This is a genomic window from Janibacter sp. DB-40 (genome assembly GCF_029510815.1).
Classification (GTDB): Bacteria; Actinomycetota; Actinomycetes; order Actinomycetales; family Dermatophilaceae; genus Janibacter.
Genome location: NZ_CP120360.1, coordinates 1,378,750 through 1,403,681 on the forward strand (window position 1 = coordinate 1,378,750; position 24,932 = coordinate 1,403,681).

The 24,932-nt window shown below is 63.7% G+C and carries 10 protein-coding genes and 1 pseudogene; 9 read left to right on the forward strand and 2 right to left on the reverse strand.

What is annotated here, in order from left to right:
• The first annotated feature begins 127 nt into the window (after nt 1-127).
• The 7 genes from PVE36_RS06510 to PVE36_RS06540 all read left to right on the forward strand — a co-directional run bounded on the left by PVE36_RS06510 (nt 128) and on the right by PVE36_RS06540 (nt 20,193).
• Nucleotides 128-1,390 carry a hypothetical protein gene (locus tag PVE36_RS06510; RefSeq protein ID WP_277455364.1) on the forward strand — a complete coding sequence of 421 codons (1,263 nt, stop codon included), beginning with the start codon at nt 128-130 and terminating at the stop codon, nt 1,388-1,390.
• A gap of 723 nt (nt 1,391-2,113) precedes the next feature.
• The gene (locus tag PVE36_RS06515; protein ID WP_277455366.1) at nt 2,114-5,416 is read left to right on the forward strand and encodes a helicase-related protein; all 3,303 of its coding nucleotides are present in this window, start codon (nt 2,114-2,116) and stop codon (nt 5,414-5,416) included.
• Entirely contained in the window at nt 5,413-8,175 is a 2,763-nt protein-coding gene (locus PVE36_RS06520) for a DNA methyltransferase (RefSeq protein ID WP_277455368.1), read from the forward strand. The genes PVE36_RS06515 and PVE36_RS06520 overlap by 4 nt, the downstream gene beginning before the upstream one ends.
• A 132-nt stretch (nt 8,176-8,307) precedes the next feature.
• Nucleotides 8,308-9,828 carry a 3'-5' exonuclease gene (locus tag PVE36_RS06525; RefSeq protein ID WP_277455370.1) on the forward strand — a complete coding sequence of 507 codons (1,521 nt, stop codon included), beginning with the start codon at nt 8,308-8,310 and terminating at the stop codon, nt 9,826-9,828.
• On the forward strand, nt 9,828-13,616 hold the full coding sequence (locus PVE36_RS06530) for a protein kinase (protein WP_277455372.1): 3,789 nt from the start codon (nt 9,828-9,830) through the stop codon (nt 13,614-13,616). The genes PVE36_RS06525 and PVE36_RS06530 overlap by 1 nt, the downstream gene beginning before the upstream one ends.
• Nucleotides 13,613-15,223 (forward strand): hypothetical protein, encoded by a 1,611-nt coding sequence (locus tag PVE36_RS06535; protein WP_277455373.1) that lies wholly within the window; start codon nt 13,613-13,615, stop codon nt 15,221-15,223. The genes PVE36_RS06530 and PVE36_RS06535 overlap by 4 nt, the downstream gene beginning before the upstream one ends.
• 92 nt (nt 15,224-15,315) lie before the next feature.
• Nucleotides 15,316-20,193: a DUF87 domain-containing protein gene (locus PVE36_RS06540; protein ID WP_277455374.1), complete on the forward strand. Its 4,878-nt coding sequence runs from the start codon at nt 15,316-15,318 to the stop codon at nt 20,191-20,193.
• Between the two features lie 61 nt (nt 20,194-20,254).
• Here the strand turns inward: PVE36_RS06540 and PVE36_RS06545 are convergent.
• Nucleotides 20,255-20,404: pseudogene (locus PVE36_RS06545) on the reverse strand (IS481 family transposase); the annotation flags it as partial.
• A 136-nt stretch (nt 20,405-20,540) separates the two neighbouring features.
• Here PVE36_RS06545 and PVE36_RS06550 point away from each other — a divergent pair.
• The gene (locus tag PVE36_RS06550; RefSeq protein WP_277455375.1) at nt 20,541-22,844 is read left to right on the forward strand and encodes a UvrD-helicase domain-containing protein; all 2,304 of its coding nucleotides are present in this window, start codon (nt 20,541-20,543) and stop codon (nt 22,842-22,844) included.
• Nucleotides 22,845-23,099: 255 nt separating this feature from the next.
• Entirely contained in the window at nt 23,100-23,723 is a 624-nt protein-coding gene (locus tag PVE36_RS06555; protein WP_277455376.1) for an LON peptidase substrate-binding domain-containing protein, read from the forward strand.
• A 371-nt stretch (nt 23,724-24,094) separates the two neighbouring features.
• Here PVE36_RS06555 and PVE36_RS06560 read toward each other — a convergent pair whose 3' ends face one another.
• Complete coding sequence (locus tag PVE36_RS06560) at nt 24,095-24,844, reverse strand: endonuclease/exonuclease/phosphatase family protein (RefSeq protein WP_277455378.1); 750 nt, start codon at nt 24,842-24,844, stop codon at nt 24,095-24,097.
• Nucleotides 24,845-24,932 lie beyond the last annotated feature (88 nt).

Below are 24,932 nucleotides of genomic sequence, written 5' to 3' on the forward strand. Positions count from 1 at the left end.
GGGCGGTAGGCGACTGCGCACGCGTCAGCATGAGATGGCCATCAGAGCGGTAATGTTCACTAGGCCGAGGTGATTGGGTCATCGGGGCGTCGCTGCTGTCGCGAAGGTTAGGCGCACGATGGAGGGCGTGAGCCACATCGCGGTGACGAAGGGATTAATAGGGGAGTGTTTTATGGCGGATGAGATTGAACTGGTCGGTGACGGCGATGGCGTCGCGATCGTGGGAAACCCCTCGGCTGTTGAGCGATTCCTCGATCACGCGGGCCTTCGGGAGCAAGCTCAGCGGTTCGACCTCGGCAGGCTCCGCACTGCTACGCAGGCCGGGGGTGACACTCTCACAACCGTGGCCAAAATCGTGGAGAAGTCCGGGATGTACCTCAAATTGACGCCCGAGTCGGCACAACAGCTTCGAGATGCCGGCGGTCTTATGAAGACCAAGACCAAGGGCGTAAGCCATGCGATGCTCGGTGAGACTGGCAAGAAGTCGCTCAAGTGGCTCCAGGTGGAGGATGGTCCGAGTTCGCTCCTGTCGAACCCTGCCGTGCTCTCTGGCGTGGGTGGCCTCATGAGTCAACTCGCTCAGCAGGTCGAGGCGCACGAGTTGAAGGAGCTGCTCGTCCGCATCGACGAGAAGCTTGATGATGTACGGCGCGTGCAGCGGGACGCCGTGCTCGCCAGGATGACGAGCGCTGGGGCCGCTATCGATGAGGCCATGACTATTCATGCACAGGGCGGTGACCCGAAGACGGTGTGGGACAAGGTCAGCGGGGTCTCGACCACGATCTTCAACGTGCAAGATCAGGCGCTCCTTGACCTACGCGCACTCGCAGACAATATGGATGGCAAGACCAAGACCGGCGAGTTAAAGCGAGCGGCACGGGGCATCGACGGTGAGGTTGCAGTTCAACTCGCGATCCTCGCTCGCTGCTTTGAGCTCCAGGACAGTTTCCGGGTGGTCGAGCTCGACTACGTCCTTAGTACGGCCCCTGAGAACCTTGAAGGTCACCGGCTTGGCGTCGCAGCGGCACGGGAGATGCGGCGAGCAGCTGTGCTCGGCAGCACGAGTCGGCTCATGTCCCGGTTGGATGCAGCCGGTGCGATAGCCAACGACAACATCCTTCTTCATGCTCGCGCGGCGCGCTCCGTGATCGGTTGGCTCAATGCCACGGCGGAGATTGTGGAGGATTTTCACGCCCCTCTGGGGATCGGGTCCGCTCGCAGACCGCTAAGTGCGATCCGGTGGCGTGAGGCTGTGCGTGACCCGCAACAAAGGCGGACAGCCGGGAAGGAAGCGGGTCAGAAGGCCCTTGTGGCTGGTGGCGCTGTCGCGGCTCTGGCCTTCACTGGCCAGGCGTTGACGCCCACGGATGATTCCCAGTCCACCTCGTAGCGGCGTCTTGCACTTCAGTAGGCGGTATGCCAAATGGTTAGACAGACGTGCTGCTCATTGTCGGTGGCGTCGGATAGGTTCCGATGCATCGTGGCATTTCAATGGAGGAGGTGCGGTGGGGCAGGTCAGCACGTGGGGTGAATCGAGCGCTCCGACGGCTTCAGCTCGTGGCGGATGCGCTCGGTTCCTCGGATCGGATGCGCTCGTTGCGGCGTTTCTGCGGGCGGCGCTAGGCGCGCAGGCTACTGACGCTCGGTCGGTCCTCCTCCACGGGAAGCACGTGTCGGAATTCGGCGTCCCGGCTGTGTCACGCATCGCGTGCCTCCAGCGGCTCCCTACGTGGAACGAGCAGGTCGAGACGATGGAGTCCGCCCCACCGATCCGAGACTTGATCGACCACGGCCAGCACCTCAAGGCGACGCACGACCCCGACGCAACGGTGGCAGCTCACCCATCGGCCAACGGACTCGCAAGCGAGTTACGCGCCAAGATCGCCTCTCACGGGGGCGACCCTGCCCCAGTGCGACTCCTCAAGGCCGAATTGACTCAATTGCTGGAAGGGAACGATGAGCTGTGCAAGCAGCCACGCGTATCACGTCAAGAAATCAACTGCTTTGAACGTCGCATCGCCGTGGATGCCCTCGGCGCGATCCACCACGACGACCCGCATACCACACCCTCCCCGCCTCCGACCCCAGACCGTCCAAGCCCAGAGGACCCTCGGTGCCAAACATCTACGACAACCTGGACCACACAACCATGCTTGGTCCCGCTCTGCGCACCTCGCTTGAGCACTTCGAGACGGTCGACGCGGCGACCGGCTACCTGGACCTGCGGGGTTGGGACTCGTTAGCGGACGTGGTCGAGGCCAAGGCGTTCGAGGAAGGCGATCCTCCGGTGGCACGGGTGCTGGTCGGGATGGTTGCCCCAGCGGATTCACAGCAGCTGCTGGACTCCCTCAAGGAGCAGGTGCAGCCGCCAGCCTACGGAGCCGACATCGTCGATATGGACAGGGCCCGGGAGCGGCGCGACCAGCTCGTCAAACACTTGCGCAACCAGTTGATGCGCGGCCTGGCAACCGCCAAGGGCCAGCAAACCCTCCAGACGCTCAAGGGCCAGCTCCAAACGGGCCGTGTCCAGATGAAGGTGTTCACCCAGCGGCCCCTGCACGGCAAGACCTACATCTTCCACGCACCGGATGACCCATTCGCGAGCAAGTGGGGCTACGTCGGGTCCTCCAACCTGACCGGCGCCGGCCTGCACAACAACCTCGAGCTGAACATCGACGTCCAGGACTCCGACGCAACAGCGAAGCTGGCCACCTGGTTCGACGAGCAGTGGGAGGACCCCTTCTCGCTACCCATCACCGAAGAGATCATCGAGCTGATCGCCAACTCGTGGGCCGAGCAGGACCAGCCCACCCCCTTCGAGGTCTACCTCAAGGTCTGCCACGCCCTGAGCCAAGACGCCCGTGACGGCATGGGCTATGTCCTTCCGAAGTCGATGAGCACCCTGTTGCTCGACTACCAGGAGAACGCCGTGCGGACGCTCTCCCGGCGCATCGTGCGCCGTGGGGGGACCATGCTCGGCGACGTCGTCGGTCTGGGCAAGACGCTGACCGCCGTCGCGACCGCTCTGATGCTGCAGGCCGCCGAGGACTACTCCACCCTCGTGCTATGCCCCAAGAACCTCGAGAAGATGTGGAACGAGCACCTCGAGAAGTACGACATCACCGGCCGCGTGGTGCCCTACTCCATGGCCGAGAAGGTGCTGCCGGAACTGAAGAGGTTCAACCTCGTCATCTGCGACGAGTCGCACAACCTGCGCAACAACAGCACCGTCGCCTACGAAGCGATCCACGACTACATCCGCGCCAACAGCTCCAAGGTGCTGTTGTTGACCGCGACCCCGTACAACCTGGCCTTCACCGACGTGGCCAACCAGCTCGCCCTGTACATCGACGAGGACGACGACCTGGGCTTCACGCCCAGCGCGGCCCTGGCCAAGGACCCAAACCTGCGGACCAAGGTCGATGGCAAGATCGACACCTTGGCTGCCTTCCGCCTCTCGGAGGAGCCCGAGGACTGGCGACGGCTGATGAGTGACCACCTCATCCGCCGCACCCGCTCCTTCATCAAGCGCACCGCCCGCACCGAAACGGTGCGCGGCCCGGACGGCTCGCTCGTGGAACGGGAGTACCTGCAGTTCGCCAACGGGGCGAAGTTCCACTTCCCCACCCGCGTCGCCACCCCGATCAGCCACCCTTTCAGCAGGGACGACCCGGCCCGGCTGATGGAAGACGAGGCGACCCTCGACGCTGTTCGTGATCTCGAGCTGCCCCGCTATCGCCTCGCGGACTACGAAGACCCCAAAGCACGTAAGACTGACGAGGACCGAACGATCCTCGAAGACATTCGCTCAGGGCGTGGCAATGTCAGCGGCTTTGTGCGCATCGGCCTGTTCAAGCGGCTCAGCTCCTCGGGGCACTCCTTCGTCCTGTCCCTGCAGCGTCAACGGGCCCGCAACGAGCTGTTCATCTACGCCATCGAGGCTGGCAAACCGATTCCTATCGGTTCATTGAGCAACCGACAGGTGATGGTCAGCGACGAAGATGTCGAGGCCAACGCCGACACGGGTGGAAGCCTCGCCACCCGGTACGAGGCCATGGTCGACTCCGCACCGGCCAAGACCCGCTGGATCAACTCCGGCGTCTTCAAACCAACACTGCGGGCCGAACTCGAGCAGGACAACGAGGCCATCAACGACATGCTCGACCGGTTTGGCAACTGGGATGCCAGTCGCGACTCCAAGATCAACGCGCTCATCGACCTACTCGCGCACGACCACAAGGGTGAGAAGGTCCTGGTTTTCACTGAGTACAGCGACACCGCGTCCTACGTCGCCTCCGCCCTCACCGCGGCGGCCATCAACAACGTCGGGCTGGCCACCGGTGACAGCGAGAATCCGTCGGATCTTGCCCGTCGCTTCTCCCCAGAGTCCAACCTTCTCCCCGGGCAAGACTCCACCACCCCGGTGACGGTGAAGGACCCGATCGATGTCCTCGTAGCTACCGACGTTCTCTCCGAGGGACAGAACCTGCAGGATAGCCACATCGTCGTCAACTACGACTTGCCGTGGGCGATCATCCGCATCATCCAGCGCGCCGGCCGCGTCGACCGCATCGGACAGAAGTCCGACGTGGTCAACGTCTACCTGATCACCCACGAGAAGATCGAAGAGCAGATCAACCTGCGCAAGCGGATCAAGCACCGCCTGGGTGCAGCAGCCCAAGCCTTCGGCTCGGACGAGCGCTTCTTCGGCGGCGACGAGGAAGTCAGGATCCTCGACGACCTCTACAAGGGCCGCGTCGGCGACGACGAGGAAGCCGAGGCCGACGTTGACGCCGTCAGCGAAGCCTGGCTGGTCTGGTCTCAAGCGCAGGACAAGCACCCCGCCATCACCCAGAAGGTCCTGACCATGCAGGACATGGTCCACACCACCCGCGACCAGCGCCTCAACGAACCCGGCGGATCGGTCAGCTGCTTCGTCTCGACCGAGTCGGGGGTCGACGCATTCGCCACCGCCAGCATCACCCCCGACGGGCAGGGCAGCACCAAGCTCCTCACCCCGCTCGAAGCGATGACCCTCTTCCGCGCCGAACCGACCACCCCGACCGTGGCGATTCGCGAAGACCACTTCGAGTGGGAAGCAGAACTCGTCCACGGACCCCTACACATCGAATCCCTGGCGGCAGGCAACCTCAAAGGCATCCGAAAGTGGACCTGGCAACGACTCGGTGGCACCGTCTTCGGCAATGCAGCCGGCCCCGGCCTCGACGCCCTCCACGAGCGGCCACTCACAGCCCATGCGACGGTGCGTCTGACGCAGGCGCGACGCAACAAGTACAGCCTCGACGACCTCGCAGCGCTCATCGCCCAACTGCACGGCGAAGACCGCCTCGTCATCGGCACACGAGACTCCGACACCATCAAAATCGTCTGCTCACTGGGGGTACAGAACGCATGACCGACCCACTCGTCGCCCGCACCGAGGCCCGCGACTATCAGCGCCTCTTCCTGCAAGACCTGCATTGGTCCGCACCCGACCACCCACCCGTCGTCTACGACCACGAGGGGCGCTCGGTGACTGCGACCAACGTCTCCTCCTTCAAGGGCCTACGGGTGTGGGCGGTCAACGAGAAGCCCGAGTCCAAGCTCGAGGCCGAGATCGACCGGCTGTTGGCGCAGAACAGCACCGACCGGATCGTCATCTTCCACGACGACAACACGCAGGTCTGGCGCTGGCCAGCCAGACGCGTCACAGGAAACAGCACCGCCACTCGCCTGAGTCGCCACCGCCACACCACCGGCAGCGCCGATCCAACCTTCGCCGCCAAACTCGACGTCATCCGCCTACCGCACGACCGCGGGCTCAACGTCAACGAGGTCGTGGCCAAGGTACGCGAAGCCTTCGACATCGAAGCGCAGAACGAAACCAAGGCCGCATCAAAGCTGATGGCCCGCATGTACGCGGCCATGACAGATGCCTACGCCGGCCTGCGGACGACCGCTACTGAGCGGGATCACCAGATCTCGGTCACCCTCGCCAGACTCCTATTCCTGATGTTCGGCGACGACACTGATATGTGGCGGCCCAACCTCTTTCGCGACTACATCTACAACCACACCGCCCAAGATGGATCCGACATCGGGCAACGGATCACTGACCTGTTTGCCTACCTCGACACCAGCGACACCGACCGGACAGACACGCCGGAGGCTCTCGTCGAATTCCCCTATGTCAATGGTGGCATCTTCGAAGAAGCCATCACCCTCCCGGCCAGCATGACCGCCGAGTTCCGCACCGTCGTGCTGGAAGCCTGCGACCGCGACTGGGCAACCATCAGCCCGGCCATCTTCGGATCCATGTTCCAATCCGTGCGCGATGCTGAAACCCGTCGTCAGCTCGGGGAGCACTACACCTCCGAAGAGAACATCCTCAGAACGCTTGATCCGCTCTTCCTCGACGAACTTCGTGCCGAGTTCAACCACATCAAGACTCTCGGTAGATACGAAGCCGACAGGCTCCGCAAGTTGCGCGACAAGCTCGGCCGCATCCGATACATGGACCCAGCCTGCGGCTGTGGCAACTTCATCATCGTCGCCTATCGCGAGTTGCGGGACCTCGAACTGGCAATTATGGAACGTCTCCAAGAGATAACCGGCGACAACCCGATGCTCTTAGCCAATGTCGGCCTAAAAGTCACCCTGGACCACTTCTACGGCATCGAGATCGATGAGTGGCCCGCCCGCATCGCCGAAACCGCAATGTTCCTCGTTGACCGCCAATGCGACCTCAAGCTCACTGCCTCTCTCGGTTTCGCCCCCGATCGGCTGCCAATCCAAGAGCAGGCCACCATCGTCGTCGGTAACGCCCTCCGCACAGACTGGGCCCGAGTGTGTCCTCCCGAGGGTGAAGTCGTGATCGCCGGCAACCCTCCCTTCTTGGGACACGCCACCCGCACCGGGGAACAGGCCGAGGACTTGCGTCAGGCCTGGGGGAAAGACGACATCAGCCGCCTGGACTACGTCACTGGGTGGCATGCCCAAGCACTGCGCTACTTCCAGGGCCGCGACGGGCTCTTCGCTTTTGTCACCACCAACTCGATAACTCAAGGTGACCCGGTGCCACACCTTTTCGGGCCGATCTTCGACGCTGGTTGGGTGATCAAGTTCGCCCACCGCACCTTCCCGTGGTCCTCCGAGGCAGTCGGCAAGGCCGCGGTGCACTGCGTCATCGTCGGTTTCACAACGGTGCTGGGCAAGACCAAGCCAAGGCTGTTCGACCACGCCCCCGACGCGCATGCGGCCGACCGTCGGGTGAACACAATCAACGCCTACCTCGTCGAAGGCCCCAACGTCTTCATCACCAAACGCTCCAGACCCCTCGTCGCCGGATTGCCCGAAGCCACCTTCGGGAACATGCCACGGGATGACGGCAACCTCGTCGTTCTGCCCAACTCCTTCGACGAAGTCCACCGCGACCCAGTCGCTCGCAAGTACCTTCGGCCGTTCATCGGAGCCGAAGAACTTCTGAACGGGAAGAAGCGATGGTGCCTGTGGCTTACCGCTCTCGACCCTGAGGACCTGCACCGCAGCAGTATCCTTCAAGACCGTGTCAACGCGGTACGTCGGTTCAGGCTGAAAAGCACCGCCGCAAGTACGCACAAGATGGCAGAGACGCCGCACTTGTTCGGCCAACGCCCTGCCCTCTACACCCAGCCATACCTCGTCATCCCCCGTGTCTCCAGTGAACTCCGCGATTACTACCCCGTCTGCCGCGTCGACTCGGGCGTGATCGCAAGCGATGCCACCTTCACCGCAGCTGACCCTGACGGGCTGCTTTTCCCAATCATCTCTTCTGCCATGTTCATGGCCTGGCAGTCCACTGTCGGCGGTCGATTGGAGTCACGACTGCGCTTCTCCAACACGATCGTGTGGAACAACCTGCCCATCCCCACGTTCAGCCCTGAGACCAGGCAGGCACTCATCGCAGCCGGCAAGGCACTTGAGGTCGCTCGCGAGGCCTATCCAGATAGAACCATGTCCGACTTGTACCGGACTACAAGTATGCCCGCTGACTTGCGTGGGGCCCACGATGATGTCGATGCAATCGTGGACGGTGCCTTCGGAGCCCGAGGCGCGACACCCACGCTGGAGGAGCGACAACGGCTGCTCTTCAAGGCCTACGAAGAGACTACGACGGCACAAACTGGGGCGCGCTAGCCCCATTCAGGGAGGATGACAGGATGCCCCTAACACCTCATGCAGCGAGGCGCGGGTCAAGACATCTGGGTAGAAGGGGGGTTCACCAGGATGGGTAGTGCTAGTGCCGCCGACTTGGAAGACGCATTGTCCATGCACCTCAGCGAGGTGGGCTTTGACGTCTACCGTCCACAATCCGAAGAATTGCCGTGGTTGGTCGCGGCTGATCTGCATTTGGGGCTGCTTGTTATCGACCTCGCGGACGATGAAGAGCTCGGAATGGTGGACCTGAACCAAAAGCTGGGTCGTCTGCGCAAGGACATTCCAGAAATCTCACGGGTACCCGCCCAGAGACTTGTCATCACCCACGGCGCGACAGCATCCAGTGAACAGATTGCGACTGCCGAGGATGCTGTCGCGGGCGCGTTTCTCAAACACCTTGCACGAAAGGGCATGGAGGACGAGGCGCGGAGCGCGGTATCCGCTCACTTCGCTCCTCGTCTCAACATCGACGTCCCGCGACGCGACCCCCTGTCCGATGAGGGAGCGGCTGAGAGGGCTGTTCAGCGTTTGGTTCTTGACGCAGAGCAGAGTGAGATTGCCTGCCGGCCTGTAGACGATGTCCTCCTCCTCACGGGGCCACCGGGCAGCGGGAAGACGCTTGTCCTGGCCGCGAGGGCTAAGTGGTTGGCGCGCCAGCATCCCAGTTGGAGGATTGCACTTCTCTGCTACAACCGGGCGCTCGTCCCCTACTTGGAAGCACTCGTCTGGGGACATGCCAACATCAGCGTGTACACCGTAGGAAGGTTTGCAAGTCTGCTGCGCGTGCGAGTCTCCCTGGATGATGAGGAGCGGGCCGAGCGCGACGTCGACCGGGCGTTGAGGGAGATCACGCCAGCGTTTGACGCCGTTCTGGTCGATGAGTGGCAGGACTTCATGGATGCATGGACACGTCTGATCCTCGGCGTGGTTCGGCCGGGCCGGGGCGGTGTGGCCCTCGCCGGTGACCCGAAGCAGGCGCTCTACCGCGACGGTGACTGGGATGTTGCCCTGGCAGGGCGGACGGTCGAGATGGCAACTCTCTCCAAGCCGTATCGATCGACGAGACAAATTCTCGACGTAACCTCTGCGCTGGATCCGACCATGGATGTCTCTGGCAGAGACCAAGCTCTCGACGGCCAACCCGTCGATCTTGTCTGGGCGGAGAACGTCGCCAGTAGCGCGGATGCCGTTGCGAGAGACGTTCGATTGCTTTTGGATGAAGATGAACGCCAGCTTCAGGATATCGGTGTCCTGGTGACGCGGAAATGGGACATGGGAAGGGTGCTTCATGCCCTGAAGAACGCGGACATCCCGGCCGAACCCGTGTACCCCAATAAGGCGGCAGAGTTTGATCTGTCCAAGCCCGTCGTCAAGGTCCTGACCGTACACTCCGCCAAAGGTTATGAGTTCGACGTCGTCTTCCTTGTAGGCATGGAGCACTTGGCCAACCCTGACGGGAGTGTTCGCGCCAACAGGGAGGGACGCAGCGGCTATGTCGGCGCGACCCGGGCCAAGGATCAGCTAGTGCTCACCTACAGCAAGGAGAACGTCTACCTGGACCGGATTCGAGCGTTGCCCGCTGATCTCGTTCGTCAGTGGGTCTGGCCCGACGACTATCCCGAGGAGGACTGATGGCAGATCTGAGAGTCAAGGGCGAGTACGTCGGACCCGGCGAGCAAAAGACCGCGGAGCACCTCGGCGGGGCGTTGCCCGACGACTGGGTCATCTTCGCCGGTCGCAAGCTTCCCGGGCCGAACCGGGACGACGCCGACTTGGTGATCGTGGGGCAGAATCTCCTCTTCGTCGTCGAAGAAAAGGCATGGGGCCCCACCGTGGTCGTCGACGACAACCACTGGTACGTGGGCAACGATCCAAGACCAAATCCCCTCAACCGGGTGGCTCAGGTGGCACGCATCGTGGCGACCACGTTGAAGCAGAACGCCAAGGGGTACAAGAACCTGGGGCGCGCCCACCGGGTGGTGCCGGCTGTGGTGTTGAGCCACTCCAATCTGCAGGTGCTGGGGGGAGCGAACCACGACGGGCGGGAGCACATCTGGAGCCTCAAGGAGGCGGCACCTGCTCTCACCCGCCTCGATCGCGAATTCGACGGCCCGTCGCTGGGGCATGCACGTCGATCAGCGATGGCCTATCTGGACGATCTGCCCAAACCGGTGGGGAAGCCCACGCTCGGCCCCTACCGATTGGAGTCCCGACTCTCCAGTGCGGGCCAGGAACAGTCCTGGTCCGCTGTCGACTCCGCAGGTGAGCGCGTCATTCTCAAGTCATACCCCATGGCTGCCCTCGGCGGGCATGGGGATCCCGGAGAGTTCCTCCGGCGCGAGTATGTCGCTGTCAACCGTGTCGCCGACCTCGGTCGGACTTGGCGGGCGTTCCCACCCTTCAAGGACGACCCCAGCGGCCTGTTCGTGGTCCCTGTCGTCCCGCCCCGCGGGGGGATGACGCTCCACAAGTCCGTGCAGAAGGCCGTTCCGGAGCGCGTTGATGGCAGGCTAGACACCGACTTGGCTCGTGCTGTGGTGATCGACGCCTTCGAAGGTCTGAACGATCTGCACGCCGCCGGGCTGGTGCACCGAGCGTTGCACCCTAAGCGAGTGTGGCTGCACCAGAGGCGACGGATCATGTTCAGCGACCTCAACCTCGCACGGGTCGTCGGGGACGAGTCGATCGCCCTGTGGGCGGTCGACGGCGACATGAGCGAGGATTTCCGAGCCCCTGAGTGCGCCGCCAGCATCTCCTTCGCCACGCCGAAATCTGACGTCTACAGTCTGGCCATGTGCACGGCCTACTGGCTGCTGGGCATGGACGTGCTGGATCTTACGCACGAGCAACTGGGGCAAGCCGTGGTGCGCGCCTATCCGTGGGCCGAGCCAATGCTGAAGGCACTGTCGGGCGACGCGAAGGATCGGCCAGACGCAGAGGAGTTGGTCGGCGAACTCAGGCCTGTGCGCGCGGAGACACCCGCAGTCACGACCGAGCTGGGCGTTTTCGAAGAAGGAGGTCTTATCGACGACCGCTACGAGATCCTCGAGGAGTTGGGGCGCGGCGGGTTCGCTACGTCGTGGAAGGTCCATGACCGCCAGCGCGAGCTGTCCCTGGTCCTGAAGCAGTTTCATGCCGATCTGCCGGAGACCGTCCGGTCCGAATTCCGTGCAGCCCACAGCCTGCACTCCGACTACCTTGGCGGGGTCTACGATCTTCACGTCAACGAGGCACCGTTGTACATCGTCTCGGAGTACGTCGAGGGAGAGAGTCTCGGGGACGAGGGGCAGGCCTTCACCGTTGAGCAGCTGAGGGCGATCGCAGCAGACGCGCTTCGCGGGTTGGAATACATTCATGGTCGTGACTTGGTCCACGGGGACGTCACCCCGTCCAACGTCATCGTCGCTCCCGACGGAAACTCCGCGAAGCTCATCGACTTCGGTCTCATGGTGCGTTCGGGTGAGCAACCGGCTGGCCAGACGCCCAAGTTCGCAGCACCGGAGCTGGTCAAGGGCTCGCCGGCGACGATCGCTAGCGACATGTTCGGAATCGCGGCGACGATGGCCTACGCCATGCTGGGTCGGACGATCAGCTCCACCGCTTCGGGCAGCTTTGAGCTGCTTCCCCCGACACCGGATGAGAAGTCAACCTGGGGGCAAGGCGGCGAACGCCTGTTGGAGATGTTCCTCAGCAGCGCCACAGAGGACCCTTCTGAGCGACCGTCCGCCAAGGAGTTTCTCAGCCTCCTGCGCAGCACCCAGCTTGCATCACGTCCTGAGGAGCTGACGGCCAATGACAAGTATGTGGTCAATGAGAACGTCGGAGCGATCAGACGGCTTTACCGCGCGAGCTCGGAGGGCAATGCTGGCAACCGTGGGCTGGATGACAAGTTCGCGCTAGCGACATACGTCCCGACGCGTCTGGACGAACGCCTTCTTCCGCGGGTGCTCGCGGGAGAGCTGGACGTCGTCCTGCTGAGCGGGAACCCTGGAGACGGTAAGACCTCCCTCTTGGTGCAGCTCGGCCACGAGCTCAAGGGATCGCCAGAGGCGAGGATTCTGCACGAGGACGACGCTGGGTGGGCCATTCAACACGGTGACAGGGCATTCCACGCAGTCTTCGACGCGAGCGAATCACATGGGGAGCTCACGTCCGACGAGCTCGTGAAAAGGGCACTGGATCCTGTCCTGTCACAGAAGCAAGGCCCCGCCACGGCGCTGATCGCAATCAACGACGGACGCTTGCACCAGTTCTTCGAGGACAACAGTGACGTGTACGAGGACTGGTGGTTCGAGGTCCAGGACCAACTCGCGGGGAAGGATGTAGGCGAGTCCAGGGTGGTGCTTGTCGACTTGAAGCGTCGCGCCTTCGCGTCGGCAGACGGTGAGGGGCTGGCCGACAGGACCCTGAAATCCTTGGTCCACCAAGATCTGTGGGAGGACTGCTCGTCGTGTGCGGCCCGCTCCCTGTGCCCGATCCTCAGCAACCGAGAGAAGTTGGTGGGTGAGGGAGCCGCAGCCTTCGGCGAACTCGTCTTGATCAGCCACCTTCGCCGGCGCCGCCGAGCTACCTTCCGAGATGTCAGGTCCGCTGCAGCTTGGCTCATCACCGGTGACAGGGACTGTTCCGACGTGCACAAACTGGTGAAAGAGGGGAAGGACCCGCGACTGATGCCCCACGCACTCACCCACGACCTCGGTTTCGTGACCGACAGCAACGACTACCTCGTCGACGAGTGGAGCGACCTCGACCCGGCGCTGGTCCCGAGTCCGGCCGTTGACCGTGTCCGCCGGCTGTCGACCACTGCCGATAGAGAGCCCTTCTTCCGAAGTGCCGACAGCGCTGCTCGTGCCATCTACTTCGGCGATCGCTCTTTTCAGGATGTCGAACGGCACCAAGTGAGGGTGTACCGGTACCTGGACGAGTTTCTCGGCATGCTCAGAGATGCGGATCCCGTTACGACGAGGGACCGGCTGCTCCTGGGCATGAGCCGACTTCTTGGGGCACCTGGTTACGGGCAGCCCGGACTGGCGTTCAGCATGGGCGTCAGGGACTCCGGGTGGGCGGTCCTGCACGGCATCGAGCGGGAGTCCTTCAGCGTGCGTGTCGCCGACCCCACCCATCGCTATCTGGAGACGATCCCCGATCTCGTCGAGCTGCAACATGTGGATGGTTCGGTCCGGAGCACCCTCAGGCTCAATCTCGACACGGCGGAGATGATCCTGCGTGCAGCCGACGGTGAGCTCGTGGACGACCCAGCTTCCGACGCGATTCGCCAAGAGATCGACGCCTTCGCCGGCCAACTGAGCATGCATCCGTCCAAGACTGCACACATCGTCGACTCGTCTGGCTCCGTGTCCACGGCGACGATCTCTGGTGTCAACATCGCCTTCGACATCGAGGGAGGTCTGCCAGCATGAGGTTCGCCATCCCCAAGGGGCTTCCGCAGAACTCGTTGGTTACGGAGAACGTCATCAACGTCGAGCTGAACGACACGGACGTGGACCGAATGATGACCAAGATCCTCGAGCGCGGCGTGAAGAGGGGCCGGGTCGCGGGTTCCAAAGTCGACACGAAGGACTACGAGGGATACCTGAGGAGACTCCAGGCGTCGCCACACCTCACGGGGGTCGGGGGTGCTCGGGGGTTGGAAGTGCTCGACGGCTGGATCCGGTCCTCGGTACTGGTGCAGGAGACGGCGGGGCTTCGTCGGGACACAGTCCAGATGGGCTATCTGACGCCCCTGACGGTCGCTGCTTACCGCACGGGTCTGCCCCGGAGTCAATCGCGTAACAGAAAGGCCGACGCGCTGGTTTACAAGGCCATGGCCCGCGACCTCGGGAGCCGTGGCGAGACGAACGTGTCTGCGGTGATCCAGAGGTTGTTCGTGGACACGTTCGGTCGTGGTGTGGACCTTGGCCCATATCCGTCCACCAACCCGGCGTACAACGGGTCGGAGGTGGACATCGACACTCTGCTGGCTCTGAGGTTCATCGAGCAGTTCACCGGTAACGAGGCCCACAAGAGGGAGCTGGAGCGACTAGATCCTCCTGTTCCTCTGGCCGTGGACCCCATCGCCCGGGACCTCTTGGAATTCTTGACCTTCTACGGATCCAACGTCCCCGTGGCGGAGGCTTATACCCAGTTCTCGGCTCTCCTCAGCTTGCGCCTGTTCCAGCTGCCGATCGTCACTGCGCATGTGGTCCGGGCACTCCTGTCCGGGGAGGCTGCTCCTCCCTCGACCGGAAACCCGTGTGCTCAGTACGTAGATTTTGTCCGTCGACGCGGCCACCCATCGGACGAGCTGTCCCGCATGTCCGTCCAGCGCGACCTTGAGGTAATGCGGACCTTCTTCGGCGACCGTCTCCTCATGCGTTCCCTCCAGGCTGCAGTCCCGATGCTCCCGAGCCGACCGAACCTGGGAGAGACGGCTGCGGACGAGCTCTCCGGACTCGCGAACCTAAAGAACGATCCCATGATGCAGATGGCTCTGAAGATGCAGATCAGTCAGATCGAGCAAGGGCTGGCGCCCGATGACGAGGGCCGGTCCTTCATCGGCGAGCTCAGGGAGTCCGAGGGTCTCAACGCTGCGGATCAGCTCACGGCGATCCTTGTGGAGGGCCTGCGCAAGCGGGGCTTGGAGAACCAGGTCAAGTGGTTCCACTCGGCAGGCGGGATCAAGAAATCCTACGGCCTGCTCAAGGGGGAGCTCCGGTCCCGTGCCACCTGGCGCTACTCCCTGTCGGACGAGACGCTCGTCGCCCTTCTCTGCATGATCTTCGTCGACGACAGCGGCCGGCGCACTACCTCACGGCTCCCTATCCGCGAGGTCTTGGCTCGGTTGGAGAGGCGTTTCGGCCTGCTCATCGCCACACCGCCACGGGGACTCGACTCCGCGGACGCCCGTGCTGGTGCCGCAGAGAATCTATCCGCGTTCACCCAACGCATGAAGCTCCTCGGCTGCTTTGAGGGGTTGTCCGATGACTTCAGTGCTCAGTTCGTGACCAGGCCGAGAAAGGCTGTGTGATGAGTTCTTCTTGCCGTGAATTGCTCGCCTCGACGCTAGCCGAGCATCTGGCGTCTCAACTTCAGGACGCAGAGCCAGGACACTGCGTGCGGGTGGACGACGTCAACGCCGACCTCGCGCCCAACCTTGCAGCCGCCTTGGCCCGGCAACTCCCTTCGGCAGCGGTGCACATCCTTCGGGCGCATCCGCAAGAGGAGCGGGATATTGCTGCCGAGCGCGCCATTGAGATCCGGAACCGGAAGCAGCAGGTTTGCTTACTCGTGGTTCCTGCCGGCGAGGGACACGCCGCCAGCTCGCTCGACAACTCGTTCAACCGGATCCCCATCCTCGATGCGTTCACCCAGGTTGAACGCCTGCTCACTGACGGCATCGAGGACGAAAACGTTCGTGACTTGGTCTCGCGAAACCGCCGCGGGCTACGGGCCCAAGGGGGGCGGGAAGCTTGGAGTCTCTTCTTGGCGCAGCTGTGCATTGACCCGGTCGTCACCTCCTTCGGCGAGAACCTCTGGATGATCGGGCTGGTGCCGGACCGAGGCCCTGACCCTGGCGCGAGGGTGGAGCGAAACCGGCTGGCCGTGCAGGCGATCAGCCGTCCGAACCGACCGGCCGCGTCCACGGACGAGCGGTTCACCGTCGCAGGCCTGCAAGAGGGAGCCTGGCGAGCTCCACTACGTCAGTTCTGTGAGCAGCGGGGTGCTGAACTGGCGAACCCACGCGTGTGGACGCGGACTCTCGCGGAGAGCCTGCCCGAGCTCACGTTCGACAACTGGGTGCTCGCAGAGGACGTGGCTGAAGACCTCGCCGAGATGGAGATCGTCTCCTTCATTCGCGCCGGTGGTGCCCTTGAGAAGTGGAGCAAGCTCAAGCAGGGAGCGGACGGACAGCTGGTCCTGGAGGTCCCGGAGGACCGTCCCGGACCCATCACGGTCAAGTGGAAGACCTCGCCTCCGAGGGTGGCGGGAGTCGCGAGGTGGGAGCTATCGGTCGTACCGCCGGACGATCTGCGGACCGACGACACGATTCCGCTGGCCTCCTCGACTGTGCCTGGCGGGCGGAGGCAGGCGACTGTCAAGGTTGAGTTGGAAGAGGATTCCTTGTCCGAGGGCACGCGCTTCGTCGTGAGCGTCAAGGCGCTGGGGGAGCACGGGGAGTCGATCAACCTCATCTCCGGGGAGCCCGCCGCGGCTGACAGCCAGGAGTTTCAGATCGTCGGCGGACCGGAAGTGGACTCCTCGCCGAGACGAACGGTGGCTGAGAGTATTCCGGAGGCCGTCTTATTGGCAGCTCACGGCGGTCTCGATGACCTGACTGAGGATTTGCCGTCATGGGACTTGGAGGGGCAGGTCTTCTCCGTCCGGCTTGGCAACAAGCGAGCTGTCCAGATCCGCATCTGTGCTCCTCTGATCAGTTGTCAACGAGCGGCTACCGCTAACCCCGATCGCGCACTGCGCTTCCAAATGGGAGGGGCGTACGGCACACCCCTGGACCCTTCGGGTGTGGAGGAGATCGAGGTGCCCCTCCCACCCGCCCTCAGTAAAGCTCGCTCAGAATTTCTCACCGCGCTAGCAGCGACACCCCATCGCGACACCATGGAAGCGACGGCCTGGGAGGGAGGGCTGCGAGACCTGGCTGCGGCGTACGCAGCGTCGTACAAGCGGGCGTTGGAGCAGCAGTCGGGCCAGCACCTGGAGAGCCTGCTGCAGATGGACACTCTCCGTCTTGACGTCTTGCGCAACAACACCGTGGTCCGCGCAGTCGTCGTGCTGCCCACGCATCCCCTTCGGGCTGCCTGGTCGGCAACTCACGACATGGTCCTGCGGGGCTGGGCCCGAGAGCTGACGGAACTCTCTCCTCGAGGAGCGCGGTCCCGGATGGTGGATCCGGGTCAAGTCAGCCAAGTGGTACCGGCAAACCTGCCCTTTACCGTTCCCTGTGAGGGCGAAGTGGCGGTCTACGCCGAAGAGCTGACGTTCGGTGCAGGTCTCTACCTTGTGCCCGGCCAGGTCGAGAGCGAGGCAGCGGCCGAGTCGGTGGCCTCCGTCCTCGGGCTGCAACGCGCTGGCTCCACGATGCGGGCGTCGTCGCAGATGGTCGCCGAAAGGATCCGGGCGTACGAAGGTGCACACAACCCGGGAGGGACGCTGCGGATGCTTGCGGCTAATCCTGGCTCGGGAGAGTTGCTCGCGGGCGCAATCCGTCAGCCCGGCCGGGCTGATGTCGAGGACGAGGACGATCCGCGGCGGCTCGAGCTGTTGGCATACTCGGACAGTCCGTCCTTCACGAGACCGGTGCCAGCCTTGGCCGATCTGCAACGGTCTGTGCGTCGCAAGGATCTGACCCGTAAGACGACCCATCTGGTTCCACCCGTCTCGCTCTCCGTCCGCCCGATGAAGCAGTTCAAGTCGGACCCGCAGGACGCTCATCTGGCCCTGATGCAGGACATCGGGTCACCTACCGTCGCCTTCGCTCAAGCACCTGAGCGGCAGCCTGCTTTCGAGAACCTGTTGGTGCCGCTCGTGACTCGCTCGTATAGGGCAGCCGGTGATCTCGTCTGGGAGAGCGCGGCTGCCGCGGGAGGTGGCGAAGGGGGGCTCCCCGCCGTGCACAGAGCCCATCAGCGCGCTGTAGCGCGGTACTACTCGGGGCCGGACTCCGCCGTCCCATCAGTGCGGATCACTCTGGACCGCGAGGGCCAGGCCCGTATCGCTGCTGCTCATTCGCGGGCGGACTGGGTGATCGGCGTCGACCGCTTCGTCGGCGTTGACCTGTTTGAGTCAGGGGGTGAGGGCCCCTTCGGCGAGGCCTACATCCTCGACTATGCCCCTGATTTCGTTGAAGGGATTGGTGAGCGGCTGACGGTCACGACGGGAAACCGGCGCGAGGTAGAAGTCCTCCTCGAAGAGGCCATGCACGAGCTCGGCCTGGCGAACGTCCAGCACAGCGTGGGTGCCGTCCTGTCAACTCTGGCCGTTGTCTCCGGGCGTCTGGCGTTGCGCTTGCTCGAGAGCAGCAACCGGGCGAGGGAGGCAGTCTCCCTGGCCGCAGTGGTAACTCATCTGCGAGCCCGCGGTGACTTGGACGGCCTGATCGTCGTGCCCGTAGACGCACACCCGGAGATCTTCGGTGTCGCGGCTCGGGATGCGGGACCTGCGCGACGCTGTGATCTGCTCCTCGTGAAGGTCAGCCAGCGGTCGTTCAAGATCGAGTGCGTTGAGGTGAAGTCACGCAAGGAGGCTCGCCTCCCTCAGGTGCTGGCCGACCACATCGTCAACCAGGTCCAAGACACCAGACGGGTTCTGGAGTCGCGGTTCTTCGCCAATGACCCGCCCCGCATTGACATCAAGCTCCAGTTGGCCCGCTTGGCGAGCGTTCTGCACTACTACGCAGATCGCTCTGTGCGGAATGGTCTGATCCCCGAGGAGAGGGCGGCCGACGTCCATCGCCACATCGACCGGGTGACAGAGGGCCAGGTCGTACCTGAGATGTCGTTGCGCGGCTATGTGATCAGCTTGGAGGGCGCTGAGGGCTTCAAGAAGAAGTACGGTGAGGTCCCGCTCACGGTCCTGACCGCTGCGGACTTGAGGCAGGTCGGCTTCACCACCGTGCTGCCCCCATCGCCACAAGACCCACAGTCGACCCACACGGAGGAGCCGCTTCGACCCGAGACCTCCGAGACGCCCCGGGAGACCCGCTCTCCCAGCAGAGCGCCACAGCCTGCTGAGCCCGAGAGCCAAGGTGGGGGGCGGCCGGACGAGCACCCGTCCGACGAACCTGGTCCCGCTGCTGAGGGCTTGGAGGTGACCGCAGGTGCCAAGGTGCCCGTCCCGGCCGGCTCCAGAACGATCAAGGAGACCGGCGAAGAGGTTGTCCGGAGGGAGACCACCGCGACTGGTACCAGCGATGCGGAAGTGGCAGCCGGGCCTGCGGAAGCGAGCCATCCCACAGAGGCCGAGACCGTATTGGGGGTCGATGCGCATTCTGCGGACGTCCTGTGGCCAGTCAGTACCAAGGGGAGTCCGCACGCCTTCCTCCTTGGTATACCGGGGCAGGGGAAGTCTGTTTCCACCCGACACATCATCCGAAGCTTCGCGTCACAGGGACTGCCGTCACTCGTCTTCGACTTCCATGGCGATATGGCTAAGGACCCGCCGGCGGGTGCCACGGTCCTCAACGCTGCGGAGGGGCTTCCCTTCAGCCCCTTTGAGGCAGAGGTCAGGGTCGGCCGCCCAATCAACACGACTGCGTGGGAGATATCGGAGATCGTCGCCTACGTCACCAACCTGGGTGAGATTCAACGGAACCATGTCTACGACGCACTCCAGTCGATGTATGCGACGCACGGTTGGGAAGGCACCACGCCCGGAGACGGTCTCCCGGTGATCAGCGAGTTCGGGCCCGCTATGGAGGCAGCTGAGGCAGAGTCTCGGGGTCGGAACGCTCGCCAGAGGCTCCGCCCGATGACGGACTTCGGTCTCTTCCGAGATGATGCGGACGAGTCCTTCGACCTCTTGAGCGCATATCGCGGCGGGGTGGTTGTCGACCTAAGCCAGCTCGGTCTCGAGGCGGTCCAACTGTTCGCAGCCTCGTTCATGCTGCGCAAGGTCTATCGGGAGATGTTCAAGTGGCCGCAGGATGGTTCGATGAAGCTGGCCGTGGTCCTTGACGAGGCACACCGGATGGCGCGGGACGTCACCCTTCCCAAGCTGATGAAGGAAGGGCGAAAGTACGGCATGAGTGTCGTCGTGGCGAGTCAGAACGCAGATGACTTCCACAAGGATGTCCTGGCGAATGCCGGCACCAAGATCGTCTTCCGGACGAACTACCCGGCCTCTCGCGGAGTGGCCGGGTACCTTCGGGGCAGACGTGGCGCAGACCTGAGCGTCGAGATTGAGAAGTTGGGTGTCGGCGTGGCATACGTAGCAACGCCCGATCATCCACAAGCCCGCCGGACCTACATGTCGCTGGGATGAGCACTCAGACCAACATTCGAGCGGTAATGCTCGGTCAGGAAGGCTGACCTCAACCGCACCGCTAGTTGTAATTGGGAAGGGTCTTGGTGACGTCGGTGGGGAGTCGTGACGCGGGGGGTTGGTCGCCTGCAGCGCTGTGGGGGCAATGGTAGTTGTAGTGGTTCAGTCAGGTCTGGAGCTGGTCGCGGCGTGCTTGTTCTGATTCGTACGGTGCCCCTTCGAGGGGACGCCGACTCGCATCCTGCTGCTCAGCGAATTCGCTCCGACCGAGCAGGCATCTGACGCGAGAGGGCGTCATCAATTGATGGCGGCCCCCGAATGTCGTTGCCGTGGTGCAAAATGTGCCCATGACGGGGAGTACTGATGAGATCTTGGCAGGGGAGCAGCAGCACTTCGATCTGGCGTTCGATGCGCGTGAGGCCTCACGCCAGCGACTGACAGGTGCGGCGAACGCTGCCGGGGGTCCGAGCAAGGTGGCTGCGATAGTGGGGAAAGCCGGTAAGGAGGCTGCCGCCAAGCTCGGTGACCCGGAGTCGCCAGTCGCCTTCGGAAAGATTGATCGTGGGGGCGAGGAGTACTACATCGGTACGCACTCGATTCTGGACGGTGAGCAAGATCCTCTCGTCATCAACTGGCAGGCCCCTCTGGCAGCGGCCTATTACGAGGCCTCCGTGGCCGATCCCATGGGCGTGTCCGTGCGGAGGGCCTTCCGCACCGACGGAAACGAGGTGCTGGACTTCGAAGACATCGTCTTCGCAGAACTCGCGGAACGCGTGGGCAACCTCACAGGGCAGGAGCAGTGGGGTGTCAACGACACCTTGTTGCGGGACTTGGACAAGGGACGCACGGGCGAGATGGACGACATCGTCCAGACCATCCATGCAGCCCAGTACGCGCTCATTCGTCGCCCCATGTCGGGACTCCTGGTCATCCAGGGTGGACCGGGAACGGGGAAGACTGCAGTCGCCCTTCACCGCGTCTCATGGCTGCTCTACAACGAGCCCGGGCTGGACGCATCGGACGTTCTCGTCATCGGGCCCAATCCCACTTTCACGCGCTACATCCGCAAGGTGCTGCCGTCACTTGGTGACGCGAACGTGCAGCACAGCAGCCTGCGCGAACTCGGACCGGTGCGATCGAACGGACGGGTGGAGTCCGCTGAGTTGGCTGAGCTCAAGGGTGACGCGCGCATGGCAAAGGTGCTGGTGACCGCACTCCGACAACGGGTGAGATTGGCAGAGCGAGCGCCGTCCCTCCAGATCGGTGGCAACACTGGACCGGTTTTCGACCGGTCCGAGATCGACGAGATGGTCGAGCGCTTCCTCGACCGTAGTACCTACAACGTCGGTAGAACGGCCTTCCGCAATCACCTTGCCGCTCAGGCAAGGGAGCGTGCCAAGCGCGCGGAAATCTCCGCCCAGGCCATCGAGCAGGCTGTTGATCGTGTGTGGCCACCTCTGACACCACAATCCTTCCTCCGGGAGTTCTTCGCTTCACGCGACAGGTTGTTGGCTGCAGCGGGTGATGACTTCACTGCCTCTGAGGTCACCCTCCTGTCGCGGGCGCCATCGACACGACTGTCCGAAGAGAAGTGGTCTGACGCCGACGTCGCGCTGTTGGACGAGGCGGAGTACCTGATCCAAGGAAGCGCGCGGGCCTACCGGCACGTCGTCGTGGACGAGGCGCAAGATCTCTCGCCCATGCAGATGCGTTCGGTGAGTCGTCGGGCCCCCTCCGGGTCTCTCACCGTGGTGGGTGACTTGGCCCAAGGGACCGGCGCTTGGGCTCGCGAGAGCTGGGATGAAGTCGTTGCCCAACTGGCGACAGATGCGGGGTCCGAAGTCGTGGAGTTGGATCTTGGCTATCGCGTGCCCCGACAGATCTACGAGTTCGCCGCTCAGCTTCTGCCATACGCTGCGCCGCGACTGACGCCGCCAACAGTCGTTCGCGAGGGTCCGGCCGACCCAGACCTGATCGAACACGACCCGTGGTACCTCAGTCAGACCGGTGTCGAGCACGCACAAGAGCACGCGGGCAAGGGGCGCTTCGTGGGCATCGTCTGCCCCGAGGAGCTGCGAGAGGAGGTGGAGGACGAGCTCCGCAACAACGACGTGGCTTTCGGGGATGTCTCGCGGGGGGACCTCACGTCCTCAATTAATGTCATGACTCCCCAGGAGTCGAAGGGCCTCGAGTTCGACGCGGTTGTCGTAATTCATCCGGAGCTGATCGCCCAGGCTCCTCACGGCCACCGACTCCTATACATAGCCATGACGCGCACGACGCGGCACCTCTCGGTGGTGCACAGCGGGTCGCCCTTGGGACTGCCCAGCATCTCCACAGACAGCGTCGCGGTGACCACGATCGACGCCACCGCCCCTCCGCAAGAGCCAGCCTCGCCGTCTGACGAACTGCTCGGTCAGGCATTGCCGGAGCCGGTCACTCTCGAGGGTCAATCCACGCCCGTGCCGGGCCTGATGCACGTTCAGACCGAAGTGCTCGCCGAGGATGATTTCGCTCAGCAGATGGCGCGGCAGGCAGCCCGAAAGGTCACCACTGATCTACGTCGCATTCTTGCCCCTGACTTGTGGCCGGTGGTCGTGAGCATGATCGCCGAAGAGATGTCAGCGGCAACGGCACGGACCGACGACTGAACCAAGAACGACCGGTGAGCGGAGGCGTCAGTTGTGAATCCCCAGGAGCTGGTTGCTGGCGAGCTCGACGATCACCTCGCGGCCCACCGAGCTCAGATCGACGAAGGGAGCCTGCTGAGCTCCCTTGGCAGGGGTCCGGTGCAGAGTGATGACGAAGGGGGCGTCACGCCAGGCGGCCGCGCTGTGAGTATGAGGAGCAGCAGATGCGTTAGCGCGGCGAGCGCGTCTGACCTGAGACTGTGCGAGATTGATCGGATGGACGCCCTGCCGATGTTCCCGCTGGGGTCAGCCCTGCTCCCCGGCAACCTGCTGCCCCTGCAGATCTTCGAACCGCGCTACCTGGGGATGGTGCGGGATATTGTCGGCGGTGATGGGCGCTTCGGTGTGGTGCTGATCGAGCGGGGCTTCGAGGTCGGCGGGGGAGACGAGCGGTTCTCGATCGGCACCGTCGCCACCATCGAGCGGCTGCAGCCGACGGCGGATGGCAGCGTCCGGCTGCTGGCGCGTGGAGGGGATCGATTCGAGGTCGCCACGTGGCTGCCCGAGGACCCTTACCCACGCGCCGAGGTGCGCACCCTGCCGGCTCTGGAGTGGAGCAGCGAACAGCTCACGCATCTGGCGGAGACCGAGCGCACCGTGCGACGGGCCCTGGTGGTGATGAGCGAGTACCGCGCCGACCTCTGGCCGTCCGATGTCGAGCTCTCCGACGACCCGGTCACCAGGAGTTGGCAGCTGGCCGGAATCTCGCCTCTGGGCGCCCTCGACCAGCTGGCCCTCCTGCGGTCCTCCTCCGTCGGTGACTTGCTGGAGCACACCGCGCGGTTGACCACCGAGGCGTTGGACCTGCTGCCGATGCAGTTGCCTGATGATCCGGTGTGATCCCACGAGGGCGAAGTCGGAGAAAGTAGCGCTCGCGCCAACGACGTCGTCTGTCGCCGGGTCTCACCACTCTAAGAAGCGGGAACTTGGTCCTGAGTGCTGCGATGACGACCGTCCCGGCTGAGGCGGTGGAGCAACGCACCGAGGGACCGACCATCCCAACGGTCTTTGCGAACTCCAGACCTGCTGCCCCAAGGTCTCAGGCGGCCATGGATGGCGAGTGCGCTTCCACGACCTCAGCAAGTGCCCTTATTCGGTGACTCAGCGGGGTGGAGGTGCCGAGACGTCAGCCATGACAAGCGCATGGTCGCTGCCTGCCTCCACTGATGCCTCGTACTCGTACGTAACGGAGCTCGGGACCAGATCGGGGCTCAGCCATAGTGCGTCGTAGCGGCGCGGCGTCCCGTCGCTGTTTCGTCTGCGACCGGTGCGATGTGAGAGTGCGAGGGGACCCGACGGGTTCGCCCGTGCCAGGCGTTCCGATTCATCCGGGTGGTGGTCCAGCCACAATCGAAGGGCGTCACGGAGACGGTGCTGTGGTCGCCCGCCGAAAGTGATGTCGTCGCCCTCAATCCCTGCGAGTTTCCTGGCGCCGGTCGGCCAGTGCGTGCGGACCAACTCGGGATCCGGATGATCAATGGCCGGGTGTTCGCGTCGGCGCCGACGATGACAGAGCCATCGGTTTCATCGATCCACTTCAACAACGCATGCGCGTGGTGCACCTTGGTGATGCCCCACGAGACGCCGGGCGGAGCGTGATAGGAGGCCACACTCAAAGGTCCAGCATCGGTAGTCAGGTGCGCGAAGACCATCCGCTCTTGGAGCGTCAGTTCGGCCAGCACACCAGATTCGGTAGTTGGGGCCTGCCCTCGGCCGGCGATGGCCGTGACTCGACGGCGCCCTGTCGCGCTCGGGTAGGTCGCTCCCTCCGTGAAGGCTGTGATGACCCAGTCCAGACCCGCAGCCGTTACCAACTGGTCCAGTGAGTTGGGATTTGCTTCTTGGAGCAGGAGGAGATCGACACCCCGTTCACGTGCCATCTGGCCCAGCGACTGAGAGACCGCCGGGCCGGGATAGTTGATGTTCCAGGTGGCAACGCGCACGAATACGATCGGTACCACGAACCGGGGCTAGGGCGCAGGCCATCGACGAACTTTCGCGCCGCATCCCTGTTGGGGCGCGGCCCCTCGCCGTGAGGGCGGGAGGCAC

Coding starts and splice junctions, on each gene's coding strand:
- PVE36_RS06520 (WP_277455368.1), top strand. CDS start 5,413: ATGACCGACCCACTCGTCGCCCGCACCGAGGCCCGCGACTATCAGCGC.
- PVE36_RS06525 (WP_277455370.1), top strand. CDS start 8,308: ATGCACCTCAGCGAGGTGGGCTTTGACGTCTACCGTCCACAATCCGAA.
- PVE36_RS06530 (WP_277455372.1), top strand. CDS start 9,828: ATGGCAGATCTGAGAGTCAAGGGCGAGTACGTCGGACCCGGCGAGCAA.
- PVE36_RS06535 (WP_277455373.1), top strand. CDS start 13,613: ATGAGGTTCGCCATCCCCAAGGGGCTTCCGCAGAACTCGTTGGTTACG.
- PVE36_RS06550 (WP_277455375.1), top strand. CDS start 20,541: ATGACGGGGAGTACTGATGAGATCTTGGCAGGGGAGCAGCAGCACTTC.
- PVE36_RS06555 (WP_277455376.1), top strand. CDS start 23,100: ATGGACGCCCTGCCGATGTTCCCGCTGGGGTCAGCCCTGCTCCCCGGC.